This is a genomic window from Psychrilyobacter sp., assembly GCF_049671765.1.
Classification (GTDB): domain Bacteria; phylum Fusobacteriota; class Fusobacteriia; order Fusobacteriales; family Fusobacteriaceae; genus Psychrilyobacter.
The window spans coordinates 1-13,110 of record NZ_JBATVM010000219.1 but is presented as its reverse complement, the minus strand read 5'-3'; the positions used below and the strand labels follow the sequence as shown (position 1 = coordinate 13,110).

The 13,110-nt window shown below is 30.4% G+C and carries 14 protein-coding genes; all 14 read left to right on the top strand.

Annotated elements, in window-relative coordinates:
- Positions 1-1,880 (top strand): 3'-5' exonuclease (locus tag WBG30_RS10555; protein WP_424504617.1); only part of this gene is annotated, 1,880 nt, incomplete at its 5' end.
- 126 nt (positions 1,881-2,006) lie between these two features.
- Complete coding sequence (locus WBG30_RS10550; protein WP_028855210.1) at positions 2,007-2,207, top strand: cold-shock protein; 201 nt, start codon at positions 2,007-2,009, stop codon at positions 2,205-2,207.
- A 398-nt stretch (positions 2,208-2,605) separates the two neighbouring features.
- Entirely contained in the window at positions 2,606-3,208 is a 603-nt protein-coding gene (locus WBG30_RS10545) for a DUF445 domain-containing protein (RefSeq protein ID WP_424504616.1), read from the top strand.
- A gap of 15 nt (positions 3,209-3,223) precedes the next feature.
- Positions 3,224-4,234 (top strand): Holliday junction branch migration DNA helicase RuvB, encoded by a 1,011-nt coding sequence (gene ruvB, locus WBG30_RS10540; protein ID WP_424504615.1) that lies wholly within the window; start codon positions 3,224-3,226, stop codon positions 4,232-4,234.
- Positions 4,231-4,650 carry an RrF2 family transcriptional regulator gene (locus WBG30_RS10535; protein WP_424504614.1) on the top strand — a complete coding sequence of 140 codons (420 nt, stop codon included), beginning with the start codon at positions 4,231-4,233 and terminating at the stop codon, positions 4,648-4,650. Before ruvB ends, WBG30_RS10535 begins: the two co-directional genes overlap by 4 nt.
- A gap of 4 nt (positions 4,651-4,654) precedes the next feature.
- Positions 4,655-5,362 (top strand): RsmE family RNA methyltransferase, encoded by a 708-nt coding sequence (locus WBG30_RS10530; RefSeq protein WP_424504613.1) that lies wholly within the window; start codon positions 4,655-4,657, stop codon positions 5,360-5,362.
- Positions 5,349-6,662, top strand: a complete 1,314-nt coding sequence (mtaB, locus tag WBG30_RS10525; RefSeq protein ID WP_424504612.1) for a tRNA (N(6)-L-threonylcarbamoyladenosine(37)-C(2))-methylthiotransferase MtaB — start codon at positions 5,349-5,351, stop codon at positions 6,660-6,662. Before WBG30_RS10530 ends, mtaB begins: the two co-directional genes overlap by 14 nt.
- Positions 6,637-7,605, top strand: coding sequence for a LytR C-terminal domain-containing protein (locus WBG30_RS10520; RefSeq protein WP_424504611.1), 969 nt, complete (start codon positions 6,637-6,639; stop codon positions 7,603-7,605). The genes mtaB and WBG30_RS10520 overlap by 26 nt, the downstream gene beginning before the upstream one ends.
- A gap of 8 nt (positions 7,606-7,613) precedes the next feature.
- On the top strand, positions 7,614-7,958 hold the full coding sequence (gene rsfS, locus WBG30_RS10515; RefSeq protein ID WP_424504610.1) for a ribosome silencing factor: 345 nt from the start codon (positions 7,614-7,616) through the stop codon (positions 7,956-7,958).
- Positions 7,951-8,361 carry a hypothetical protein gene (locus WBG30_RS10510; protein ID WP_424504609.1) on the top strand — a complete coding sequence of 137 codons (411 nt, stop codon included), beginning with the start codon at positions 7,951-7,953 and terminating at the stop codon, positions 8,359-8,361. The genes rsfS and WBG30_RS10510 overlap by 8 nt, the downstream gene beginning before the upstream one ends.
- Complete coding sequence (mrdA, locus tag WBG30_RS10505) at positions 8,358-10,154, top strand: penicillin-binding protein 2 (protein ID WP_424504608.1); 1,797 nt, start codon at positions 8,358-8,360, stop codon at positions 10,152-10,154. The genes WBG30_RS10510 and mrdA overlap by 4 nt, the downstream gene beginning before the upstream one ends.
- A gap of 114 nt (positions 10,155-10,268) precedes the next feature.
- A complete protein-coding gene (locus tag WBG30_RS10500; RefSeq protein ID WP_424504618.1) occupies positions 10,269-12,212 on the top strand; it encodes a ribonuclease J in 1,944 nt (647 codons plus the stop codon).
- 132 nt (positions 12,213-12,344) lie between these two features.
- Complete coding sequence (gene yhbY, locus WBG30_RS10495) at positions 12,345-12,650, top strand: ribosome assembly RNA-binding protein YhbY (RefSeq protein ID WP_424504607.1); 306 nt, start codon at positions 12,345-12,347, stop codon at positions 12,648-12,650.
- 26 nt (positions 12,651-12,676) lie between these two features.
- The coding region (locus WBG30_RS10490; protein WP_424504606.1) for a 1-deoxy-D-xylulose-5-phosphate synthase N-terminal domain-containing protein at positions 12,677-13,110 on the top strand (434 nt) is incomplete at its 3' end.

The following is a 13,110-nucleotide window of genomic DNA, read 5'->3' as shown; positions in this document are numbered from 1 at the left end:
GTGAAAAGAAGATAATTGATTTTATTAACTTATTTTTTGATCATGTTTCTAAAAATCATCTCACTAAAAATGAAGATGACAGATGGGAATATAAGGAAGTTAAATGTTGTAAAAAAGAAGATAAGGGGTTTGTAGTAGTCATGGTAGACTCTGAGATCCATTCTGAGATTGCAATAGATATTAAAGATAGATTTACAACTAGGGGTACAGATGGAAAACTAGATTATAGAGGAATAGGTATAGTCGGGAGGAAAAAGAAGGACCTTAGTAAGATAGGGGATAAGCTAAAGGAAGTAGGAGTGCCTTATATAATGGAAAATAGTCTTTCTATTGTACAGCATCCATGTGTAGAGGAGATACTTCGATTATTTAAATTCTTTATCCATAATGATTTTATGTCTCTCATGGAGTTCTTTAGAAAAACAATTGAAGTAGGAGAAGAAGAGCTTAAATATTTATTAAAGAATAGAGAAAATATATTGAGATACTTAGAACTCTCCTCTTCTGATCCCCTTTCTTTAATAAATAGAGAGGAAAGTATAGACTCCGCTATAGAAGAATTAAATACAAAAGAGCAAATAAGGGTAGAGTTAGACAGGATAAAAAGAATTAAGGGGTTACCTTATGGGGAAATGGGGAGAGGTATAATTGAAGAATATGATTTTTGGAGTGTTTATAGTGCTACAAGGGATATAAAAAATATCAATTTTTTCTTGGAACTCATGGAGGAGTATGATTATCTATCTGATTTTATGAGTTTTTTGAAAGTAAACATTGACTCTAATGGGTTAAAACAAGTGGGAATATCTGAACTTAATTCTGTAGTCTTGATGACAATTCATGGATCGAAAGGTTTGGATTTTCATACAGAATATATGTTTTTATCAGATAAAGAGTCAAGCTATAAATTGACAGGATATTCAGACAAGGGAATGCAACATAAAGTTCAGTTACTGGCTAAATTAGATAAAAACTATGAATATATAGAAAATTATTTATTTACTAATTCTATCTATAGTAGTGTTATAAAAAAAACAGAGATATACGAGCATAGCGAACAAATATTTTTAGATGAGGAAATAAATACCCTCTATGTAGGGATGACAAGGCCTCGTGCAAACTTATTTTTATGCATTGAGCCTACGAAAACTACCAAGAAGAAGGAAGAAATCTTTGTGCTTAAAAACGATCTCCTAATAACTCCTATTGAAAAATACTTTAGTGTATCTAGAGAAGACTTATTAGAGGGTGGAACTCAAATGATAGGTGAATTTATACCTTATGAAGAAAAATTAGAAGATAGTGGTAGCGATGAAAAGTTCTATATAGACCCTGAACTATATAGAGATGCTATGGCTCTCAAGGTAATTGGAAAGAAAAAAGAGAAAAAGGTTGAAAATGAAAACACCATAGAACATAGTGTAGAAATAGAACTAAAGAGAAAATCAGGTTTGGCTATCCATTATTATTTGGAAAATATAGAATATGGTGGAGAAGAAGAAAGAAAGGTTGCAAAACAACTAACTCTAAATAAGTATAGTAATATGTTAGGAATAGAAAAAACACAGAAAATAATAGAGAGGGTGGAGGAGTTTATATCTAAAAATCCCAGAGTATTTGAACAAAGATGGACTGTCTTTAAGGAATTAGAGTTAGTCACTTTTGAAAAAGAAGAGGTCCATGGGAACGAAATAACCAAAAGAAAAGTTCACATTATAGACAGACTTAATTTAGACGAGAAGACAAAAGAAATAATCATTTACGACTATAAATCTGGAGTATCCATGGATAAAGAACAGTTGAAACGATATGAGAGGGTTATTAAAGAAAAAATAGGAGAAGAATATAGTATAAAAAGTGAATTTTTAAAGTTAAATTAAATAAATTGAAAAAAGATTGACTTTATATAACTTTTAAGATACTATATATGTAGTAACAGTAATGACAAGATTTCATTTGGAAATTAAGTAAGATTTACTGTATTAAAATTTACGGAGGTAACATACATGTTAAAAGGAACAGTTAAATGGTTTAACGATGATAAAGGATTCGGATTTATTTCTGCTGAAGATGGAAATGACTACTTTGCACATTTCTCTCAAATCAACAAAGAAGGATTCAAAACTTTAAAAGAAGGCGAAGAAGTAACTTTCGAAATCACTGAAGGTGCTAAAGGTCCTCAAGCTTCAAACATCGAAACTGTATAATTTATATATTTGAAATGTTTAAAAGCAGTAGATTTATCTACTGCTTTTTTTAGTTTTAAAACAAAAATAAAGGTGAATTTTTTATTTGTTTTATTTTCTTTACTAAATTAATATGGTAATTGAAAAAAAGCACTAAACATGATAAAATGTTATATTGTTTTAAGTATCGAAAAAACAGATTATAAATAGAAAAAATAATTAAAAATGTCGAAAAATCAAGAAAAAACATTTAAAAGTTGATCGAAGAGAAATAAAAAAATAATAAGAAAACCTTAATGGGTTTTTATTTGAATTTTATAAAAAAATATCAAAGCTTTTAAATTACTGAATAAATTTTTAAAATACTTTGGTAATAATCTTTACGGTTACTTTACATTGGGAAAAAGTAGGAGGAAGAGATGTTATTAAAAGCAAGTTTAATGATAGCAATAGGAGCATTGATTGGGTGGATAACAAATTATTTTGCAATTAAGATGTTATTTAGACCATTGAAAGAGATAAATATATTAGGAATTAAAATCCAAGGGCTTATTCCAAAACGAAAGATGGAAATGGCAGAAAGTATAGCTGACACCATCCAAGAAGAGTTAATATCTATGAAAGATATAACTGCAAATATTGGAGATATAGAACTAGGTGAAGAGATTGATGTAATTGTAGACAGAATTGTAGAAGATAAATTAGAAAAAGAGGTTTTGTCAAAAATTCCAATGGCTAGTTTATTTATAACAGATAGTATGATATTAAAGATTAAAGGTCATATAAAAGATGCTATCAATGAGAATAAAGATGAATTTTTTAAAGTAGTAATTCAAAAGATGGAAGATAGTGTAGATATGAAAAATATAATTATTGAAAAAATTGAAAACTTTGAGCTAGATGAATTGGAAAGAATGGTTTATAAAATAGCGAATAATGAACTAAAGCATATAGAGGTTATTGGAGCAATATTAGGAGCTGTAATAGGTGGAATACAATTTGCGATTAGTATGTATATATAGACAAAGGGGTATTTTATGGATGAAAGACTGTTGTCGGCAGCTGAATTTGGTGGAGAAATAGAAGTTCAGAAAAATCTAAGACCTAAAACATTGAATGAATACATAGGCCAAGAAAGGTTAAAGGAAAAACTAGATATATTTATGACTGCTTCTAAAAACAGAAATGAATCTATGGATCATACTCTTTTATATGGACCACCTGGACTAGGGAAAACTACCTTAGCAGGAGTCATAGCTACAGAGATGGGAACTAATCTAAAGGTAACATCTGGGCCAGTTTTAGATAAGGCAGGAGATTTGGCAGCAATTTTAACATCTCTAGAGGAACAAGATATCTTATTTATAGATGAAATTCATAGACTGAATACATCGGTAGAGGAAATTCTTTACCCTGCCATGGAAGATCGTGAAATTGATATTATAATTGGGAAAGGGCCTACAGCAAGGTCTATCAGGATAGAACTACCTAGTTTTACACTGATAGGTGCTACAACTAGAGCGGGACTACTTAGCGCACCTTTGAGGGATCGATTTGGACTAGTTCATAGGATGGATTATTATTCTACTGAGGATCTCCTAAAGATCATTATGAGAGGAGCTAATATACTAGAAGTTGGTATAGAACCTGAGGGAGCTTTGGAAATGGCACTTAGAAGTAGAGGGACTCCAAGGATAGCTAATAGATTTTTAAAACGAGTACGAGACTATGCAGAGATTCGTGGTGACGGAATAATAACTCTAAAGATAGCTAAAGAAGCTTTGAGTTTATTAGGAGTCGATGATTATGGATTGGATGAATTGGATCGAGAAATAATCTTGTCTATCATAGATAATTATGGTGGAGGACCAGTAGGAATTGAAACATTGGCACTTTTATTAGGAGAGGATAGAAGAACTTTGGAAGAAATTTATGAACCTTACTTAGTAAAAATTGGATTTATTAAAAGAACACACAGGGGAAGAGTAGTAACCCCTAAAGCATATAAACATTTTAATAAAAAACAGAAAACGGAGGAAAACCTATGAAAATAAGTACAAGAATAAGGTATGGGCTAAGAGCCGTTATAAATATAGCAGAAGGAAACTTAGGTGAAAATAGGCTGGTAAGGATAAAAGAAATATCTCAAGAACAAAATATATCTGTCCAATATTTAGAGCAAATTCTTTTTAAATTAAAGAAAAGAGATATAATCAAAGGGAAAAGAGGGCCTAATGGTGGATATAAGATCACTAAAGCTCCTGAAGATATTACAGTGCTTGAACTCTATGAAATTTTAGATGAAGAGGTAAAGGTAGTTGATTGTAATGAAGGGAAAAATAAAAGATGTATCAAAGAAAACTGTAGAACAACTTGTTTGTGGTCACAACTAGATAATGCATTAAAGGAAATTTTAGGGAAAACTACTTTGGCAGATTTGATGAAAAATAAGGATATGGTATAGTCGAATGATAAGTGTGTTTGTCGGAAAAGAAAATATAAAGGGGAATATAGTTGAAATAAATGACAAAAAAGATATTAATCACCTTAAAAATTCGTTTCGGATGAGTATAGGGGATGAAATTAGAGTAGTTGATGGTGAAAAAGAATATAGGTGTGAGATAGTTTCATTGGAAAAAAAAGAAATTTTAGGAGAAATCAAGGAAATCTTAGAAGATAATTATTCAACCGCTGTAAAGGTAGATATTGCTTTGGGATTATTAAAAAATGATAAGATGGATTTATCTATACAAAAATTGACTGAAATAGGAATAAATAAAATAATTCCTATGAAAACAAAAAGAACTGTTGTAAAAGTAAAGGAAAAAAAAGATAAATGGGTTGTAGTGTCTACAGAAGCTTTAAAGCAATGCCAAGGAGTGAGGAAAGTAGAAATAGCTGAACCTACCAATCTAAAGGATATTAATTATGATGATTATGATCTAGTATTTTTACCCTATGAGGGAGCTAAAGGAAATAAGATAACCAACTATGATGGGCTGGATAGATTAAAAAAAATATTATATCTAATAGGACCAGAAGGTGGATTCGATGATTCAGAGGTAGAATTTTTACAAAATAAAGGTGTAAAAATAATTTCTCTAGGAAGAAGAATACTGAGAGCGGAAACGGCAGCTATAGTAGCAGGAGGAGTAATTTTAAATGAAATTTGGTAAGAAAGTAGCTTTTTATACTCTAGGATGTAAAGTAAATCAATATGAGACTGAGAGTATAAAAAAACAATTTTTAGAAGAAGGATATGAAGAGGTAAGTTTTCAAGAAAAAGCAGACTATTATATAGTAAATTCATGTACTGTAACAAGTGTAGCTGATAAAAAAACTAGGAATATATTAAGTCGTGCAAAAAAACTAAATGAAAACTCTGTAGTCATAATAACAGGATGTTATGCTCAAACCGACGGTGAGAGTCTTTTAGAAAAAGATTATATAGACTACGTTGTGGGAAATACTAATAAAACTGAGATTTTGAAATTGGTAAGATCGATAGATGGGAAGAGAGGAATAGGTAAAGTGGTTTCTCATAATATATTTGATGATCATGAATATTGTGAGTTGGAATTTGCTACAATGAGAGAGATGAGTAGAGCTTATGTGAAGATCCAAGATGGATGTAATGAATTTTGTTCTTATTGCAAGATTCCTTTTGCTAGAGGTAGAAGTCGAAGTCGAAAATTAGAGAGTATCTTGACCGAAATTGAAATATTGACTAAAGAAGGGTATAAGGAAATTATTTTAATTGGTATAAACATGGGTGTGTATGGTGAAGATTTAGAAAACGGGAAAAACTTTGAAGACCTATTAGAAGCTGTTACAACAATAGACGGTGTAGAAAGAGTGAGGCTTGGGTCTATCTATCCAGACAAGATAAATGATAGATTTATAGACATTATGGCAAACAATTCTAAAATGATGCCACATCTACACATATCTCTTCAATCTTGTGATGATGAGATTCTAAAATTGATGAAGAGAAAATATGGGACTAAGCTCATAAAAAATAGATTGTTAGGACTAAAAGAAAAGGTAAAAGACCTAGAATTTACAGCCGATGTAATTGTAGGATTTCCTCAGGAAAAAGATGTGAATTTTCAAAACACTTATAATTTAATAGAAAAAATTGGTTTTTCAGACTTACATATCTTTCCATATTCTGATAGAGAAAAGACTGTAGCCAATAAATTACCTGGTAAAGTAGATGGAAATGAGAAGAAAAAAAGAACTAAAAAATTAGAACATTTGAGAAAAGAGATGGAACAGTCATCCAAAGAAAAAAACATTTATAAGAAAACCAAAGTACTGATAGAAAATATAAAAGATGGTTATGCTCGTGGATATACAGAGAATTATCATAGAATAAAAATGATAGATTCAGGGTATAAAGTAAATGAAATAGTAGAAGTAGAAATATATTTAGAAGAGGGGAGACTTTATGGTAAAGAGACAAAAAAAATCTAAATTATTGAGTATTATAATATTTCTTGTAATAACTCTAATAGGTTTATTGTATATGAATATTAACACTAATAATAAGAGGATAATCGATCTTCCGAGGTATATGGTTATTGGAAAAGAAAATGTATTTGTTGTATATGAAGATAAACTATCGCTGAGTATTCCCTTTGATATCCAATTAGATGGAGAAAAGACCATAGCAGATTTGAATAGAGTAGGAAACTATCGTGGAATTATGGATGGAATAAATAAATTACTTCCAGAAAAAGTAGATAGTTTTGAAGTGGTAAAAAATGAAGAAGTAAGATTAAATGTAGCTTACAAATATAATGTGCCAGAAGTTGTGATAGAAGAAAAAAGATATGTATTAACTTCTAACTTAAATTCATTATTCATGAAAAAATACTATAAATCTAATGGGGAAACTTCAGAAAATGTAATAGTGGATGTACTTAACGGTAATGGTAGATCTGGATATGCGGGTAGAACAGGAAAGAAAATAGAGACTGCACTTTCGTATAAGTATAACGCTGCTAATTATGAAAGGGATAGTGAATATAGCTATATAATCAACAAAGATTTACAAGCACATCAAATAGAAGACTTAATCATGAGTCTAGATGAAAAATATATTAAGATAAAATCAGAATTAGACCTACCGACCCTTGCCAATGCTGTAATAATTTTAGGAAAAGAAGTGAATATACAAACTAAAATTAATATTCATGGTAAAGACAAAATAACTAAATCTGCTAAGAATATTTTGGTGAAAAATGGATATAAAAATATATCTATAGGAACTGAAAATGGTAATCTAACTGTAGTAGAATATAGAGAAGAAGACTACTATATAGCCTATAAGATAGCTAAAAAATTAGGTATACAAAATATGGTAGAAAGTAACAGCGGTAAAAATAACATAATTAGTGTCTACATAAAAGAATAGGGGGAGCTATGCTAGAAAAATTAGAAAAGATAGTGGAAGCTATTGAAAGTAAGAAAGGAGAAGAATTAATAATTCTTGATTTTCAGGGTGAAAATTCTGTGTGTGATTATGCTGTAATATGCACAGGATCATCTAATAGAAATGTGCGAGCTATCTCAGAGGAGGTAGAAGTTAAATTAATGGAGTTTGGAGAAAGAAGGTTAAATATAGAAGGGCAAGATGAAGCTCATTGGGTATTAATCGATGGGGATGATGTAATGATTCATGTTCTAGATCAAAAGACAAGAGATTTATATAGACTAGAGGAATTATGGGGATATGCTAGTGTAATTTTCCCTAGATTAGATGCTTAGTTTTATAGTTCTAGTTTTAATTTTTTTAGAAAATTCTTTAGTTGTAACTTTCCCATATAATGTAATAGCTCTGCCTTATATAACATATTTAGCTTATAAAAGAGGAAAAAATGGGATATTAGAAGTTATATTAGTTTGTTTAATAATTTCTAATGATAAAAATATTTTTGTAGAATTATGGATCATTTTTGTTATTATATTTACAATGAGCTATTTTTTGTCTAAAATATTAGGGTATGAAAAGATAAATATAGTTTATTATAGCTTGATACAATTTATTATTTATGGGACATATTTATATATAAAATTGCCATATTTTAAACCATACCAAGGGGTAATTATGTTCGGTGGGTATCTACTATTTAACTATAGTTTTATAAAAAAATTAAGGAAAAATATATGAAATTAAAAAGAAAAACGCTATCAGTAAAATTAAAGAAGTCAGAAAAAGGACGGGGACAGAATTTTCTAATAATAGTTGCCGTAATATATAGTTTGATCTTTGCACGACTTTTTTTTATGCAGGTAGTAAAAGTAGAAAAATATAAAAGAATGTCTAATAAAAATAGTATCAAAGTAAAGAGAATAAATGGTTATCGTGGTAAAATATACGATTCCCAAGGAAAACTCTTAGTAAATAATGAAGCTGGATATAGATTAGTATATCTAAATGAAAGAAAATATGATGAAAAAAAAATAGATGAGATGTCAAAACTTTTAGGATATGAAAAAAAAGTAATAGAGAAGAGAATAAAATACGGAGAAATCTATAGTTATACTCGAGAAAATGTTATTTTTGACGATATTCCCAAAGAAAAAGCTCATAAAATAATAGAAAAAAACTCAGATTATCCGTATTTAGAAGTTCAAATTTATTCTAAAAGAAAATATTTACACGATTCTTTGGGATCTCATATTTTGGGATATGTAAGGAATGTTTCGTCAAGTGAATATGAAAAAATGAAGGACAGTGGGTATAAAAAAGATGATATAATAGGAAAACAAGGTATTGAAAAAGAATATGAACCATATCTCCGTGGAGAGAATGGATATAAAAATATTGAAGTGAATGCACATAATAGATTTGTTAAAATCTTAGAAGAAAAAAAACCTAAAATGGGAGATGATATCTATCTCACTGTAGATTTTGACCTTCAACAGAAAATAACTGAATATATGAATAAAAAAAAGATGAAAGGTGCTTTTATAGCTATAGAACCAAAGACAGGTAAAATAATAACTATGGTAAGTAATCCTGAGTATCCATTGAATACTATAATTTCTAGGATGACAACTAAGGAATGGAACGATATCATGTTTAACAAAGATAGACCTTTAGAGAATAGAGCTATAACAGGTAGATACCCTCCAGGCTCTATATTTAAAGTTATATCTGCTCTTGCTTTTTTAGAGGAAGGATTAAATCCCAATGAGGAGTTCTTTGATCCTGGATATTTTCAAATAGGTAAGTGGAAATGGAGAAGCTGGAAAAGAGGGGGACATGGGTATACAAATCTCTCTAAGTCTTTGGTAGAGTCTGTAAACTATTATTACTACAGAGCAGCAGACAAATATGGAAGAAAGAAGATGCTAGAAGTAGCAGATGCTTTTGGAATAGGAAAAAAAACAGGAATAGATATCCCGGGAGAAAAACCAGGACTCTTACCAGATAATGAATGGAAAAAAAGTAAATTAAAGGAACCTTGGTATACAGGGGATTCTATAAATTTGTCTATTGGACAGGGATACTTATTGGTAACTCCTCTTCAAATGGCAAAAGCTTATTCGATATTAGCTAACAATGGGTATACTTATACTCCCCATTTAGTTGAAAAAATAGTAACTGAAGAAGGAAAAATAAAAGAAATAAAAGGAGAGAGGGAGGAAGTAAAGTACAATAAGAGGTATATGAATGAAATTAAAGAAGCCTTGGTGCAAACTGTAGAAGCAAAAGATGGAACAGCAAAAAGGTTGAGGACAAAAGGAGTAAGAGTGGCTGCTAAAACTGGGTCAGCTCAAAACTCAAAATATAAAGAGCCTCATTCTTGGGTTTCAGGTTATTTTCCAGCTGATAAGCCAGAGATAGCATTTACTGCTTTTATAGAAGGTGGAGGTTCTGGAGGTAAAGACGCAGCTGAAGTAGCTAAAGTCTTTGTAGACGCTTATTTAGAAAAGGAAAAAAATAAGGAAAGATAAAGGTTACTCTTAATTTAAGAGAGTTATGTTATTGTTAAATTTTTAAGGGAAGGTAAAGAAGCTTGCCCTCAAAAATTAAGGAGGAAAAAAATGAATACAACGGAAAAGGTAGAGATGAATACATCTTTATCTGATAATCCTGTAAAAAGAGTCAAAAGTTTTTTTAAGAGACCTAAAAAAACTGATTTAGAGACTGTGGAAAAATCAGATCAATTAAAAAGATTAGAAAGATTAGAAAAACTAGAAATTGGAGAAGTAAAAAAGGATAAAGTAGAAAAAGATGTCGTGGTAAAAGATTCGATAAATGATATAAAAAATAGAAAAAAAGTTCATAAGGGACCTAAAAAAATAGTCACTAATGATCAAGTAGATCATAAACCTAAGAAAAAAGAAGAAAAATTATTTGTAATACCTTTAGGTGGTTTAGATGAGATTGGAAAGAATATGACTTTATTTCAATATAGAGATGAAATCGTAATAGTAGATGCAGGGATAGCTTTTCCTGACGAAGCATTACCAGGGATAGATGTAGTAATTCCTGATTATAGCTATATAGCAAGTAATAAAGATAAAGTAAAAGCATTATTAATTACCCATGGTCATGAGGATCATATTGGGGGGACACCTTACCTTTATAGAACAATAGATCATAATGTACCTATGTATGGTGGAAAATTAGCATTAGCTTTGGCAGAATCAAAATTTGAGAAGTCATCTTTTGGAAAATTCAAGCCTAAGATGAAAGAAGCTCGTGGAAGAAGTAAATTTAAAATTGGAAAATATTTTGAAGTAGAGTTTATAAGTGTAACTCACAGTATCGCAGATGCATATGCTATCTGCATAAAGACGCCTGCTGGTAAAGTAATTCATACAGGAGACTTTAAAATAGACTTAACTCCAGTTGATGGTGACGGAGTAGACTTTAGTAGATTTGCTAGATTAGGGGATGAAGGGATAGATCTTTTACTTTCAGACAGTACAAACTCTGAATTAGAGGGATATACTCCATCTGAAAGAAGTGTAGGAGAATCTATAAGAAAGGAATTTGAAAAAGCCAATGGAAGGGTAATAATAGCTTCTTTTGCATCTCATATATATAGACTTCAACAAATTGTAAATGAAGCTCATAGAGTTAACAGAAAGATAGCTGTAGAGGGTAGAAGTATGGTAAAAGTCTTCGATATTGCCTCTAAACTAGGTTATTTAAAATTACCAGAAGGAATAATGGTAAGTTTAAAGCAAATTGAAAAATTACCAGATGAAAAAGCTGTATTATTATGTACAGGAACTCAAGGGGAACCATTAGCAGCTCTATCAAGAATAGCTAAAAATATGCATAAACATATTAAAATCAGAAAAGGTGATACAGTAATAATATCTGCAACTCCAATTCCTGGAAATGAGAGAGCAGTATATAATAATATAAACAACCTATTAAAAAATGATGCAGATGTTGTATTCAAAAAAATAGCTGGAATTCATGTATCTGGACACGGAAGTCAAGATGAGCAAAAATTAATGCTTAATTTAGTTAGACCTAAAAACTTTATGCCTGTACATGGGGACTATAAAATGCTTATAGCTCATAAAAAAACTGGTATGGAGACTGGAATACCTGAAGAAAGAATAATTATAGCTACAAATGGAAGTAGAGTAGAGGTAACTAAATCTTATGCTAAATTAGCAGGAAAAGTAACTTCTGGAATTACACTAGTAGATGGATTAGGAGTAGGAGATATAGGTAAAATAGTTCTTAGAGATAGACAGCAGTTAGCTGAAGATGGTGTAGTAATAATAGTACTTACTATTGATAAAACAACTGGTAAATTACTGGCAGGGCCAGATATAGTTACTAGAGGATTTGTTTATTCTAAAGATGCGGATATTATGATCAATGAAGCTAAGATAATAATAAGAGGAAAAATTGAAGCTCTAAAAGAAGAAGATGCTAAAAATTGGTCAACACTAAAGAATATAACAAAAGATACAGCCAATAAATTTTTCTATGAAAAAATTAAGAGATCACCAATCATCTTACCGATAGTAATGGAAGTATAGCGACTCTCTTACTTTTTATGGTTTCTCCTTTGACGATGTTAAAGGAGAAACCGAAGTAAGAGCAAAGAAAAAAATCAAAATATATGGGTAGTATAATAACTACCTATTAATAAAAATAGAGGACGGTAAATAATGAAATTAACAAGTAAAAAAAGAGCATATTTAAGAAAAATAGCACATGACATGTCACCATTAGTAAGAGTAGGGAAAGATGGATTTAGCGAAAACATAGTAACAAGTATATTAGATGCAATCGATAAAAGAGAGTTAATTAAAGTAAAAATATTACAAAATGCTGAGGTAGATAAAAAAGAATTAGCTGCCGAATTAGCTGAAAAAAGTGGTTGTGAAGTAGTGGGAATAACAGGGAGAATAATAACTTTATACAAAGAAAATAAAGAGTATCCAGTAGTGTCTGTAGATCTTAGAAGAATATAACTAAAAAGTTTAATTAGGGGTTTAACATGGATAAAAAAAAGCTGATAGAGGGGCTAACAATTAAATCTAATGAAATTAGAAAAATAATAATTGAAACAGTGAGTAAAAATGGTGGTCATATTGGCCCTAACTTAGGAATTGTGGAATTGACCTTGGCAATGCATAGCGTTTTTAATTCACCTAAGGATAAAATATTATTTGATGTTGGGCATCAATCCTATGTACATAAATTATTGACAGGAAGAGAAGAAAGATTTTCTACCCTTCGTCAAAGACATGGGATAGGACCATTTACAGACAGGGCTGAATCTCCCCATGACCACTTTATATCTGGTCATGCAGGGTCAGCTCTCTCAGCTGGTTTTGGGATAGCAACAGCAGATAAAGAGGATAATGTTATAGTGGTTATAGGTGATGCATCTATAGCTAACGGACACTCTTTGGAAGCACTAAATAATAT

What these genes read in the sequence shown, in the direction of transcription:
- rsfS (WP_424504610.1), top strand. Translation starts at nt 7,614, where the DNA reads ATGCTAGAAAAATTAGAAAAGATAGTGGAAGCTATTGAAAGTAAGAAA.
- WBG30_RS10535 (WP_424504614.1), top strand. Translation starts at nt 4,231, where the DNA reads ATGAAAATAAGTACAAGAATAAGGTATGGGCTAAGAGCCGTTATAAAT.
- WBG30_RS10510 (WP_424504609.1), top strand. Translation starts at nt 7,951, where the DNA reads ATGCTTAGTTTTATAGTTCTAGTTTTAATTTTTTTAGAAAATTCTTTA.
- WBG30_RS10550 (WP_028855210.1), top strand. Translation starts at nt 2,007, where the DNA reads ATGTTAAAAGGAACAGTTAAATGGTTTAACGATGATAAAGGATTCGGA.
- ruvB (WP_424504615.1), top strand. Translation starts at nt 3,224, where the DNA reads ATGGATGAAAGACTGTTGTCGGCAGCTGAATTTGGTGGAGAAATAGAA.
- mtaB (WP_424504612.1), top strand. Translation starts at nt 5,349, where the DNA reads ATGAAATTTGGTAAGAAAGTAGCTTTTTATACTCTAGGATGTAAAGTA.
- WBG30_RS10545 (WP_424504616.1), top strand. Translation starts at nt 2,606, where the DNA reads ATGTTATTAAAAGCAAGTTTAATGATAGCAATAGGAGCATTGATTGGG.
- WBG30_RS10520 (WP_424504611.1), top strand. Translation starts at nt 6,637, where the DNA reads ATGGTAAAGAGACAAAAAAAATCTAAATTATTGAGTATTATAATATTT.
- WBG30_RS10530 (WP_424504613.1), top strand. Translation starts at nt 4,655, where the DNA reads ATGATAAGTGTGTTTGTCGGAAAAGAAAATATAAAGGGGAATATAGTT.
- mrdA (WP_424504608.1), top strand. Translation starts at nt 8,358, where the DNA reads ATGAAATTAAAAAGAAAAACGCTATCAGTAAAATTAAAGAAGTCAGAA.
- yhbY (WP_424504607.1), top strand. Translation starts at nt 12,345, where the DNA reads ATGAAATTAACAAGTAAAAAAAGAGCATATTTAAGAAAAATAGCACAT.
- WBG30_RS10500 (WP_424504618.1), top strand. Translation starts at nt 10,269, where the DNA reads ATGAATACATCTTTATCTGATAATCCTGTAAAAAGAGTCAAAAGTTTT.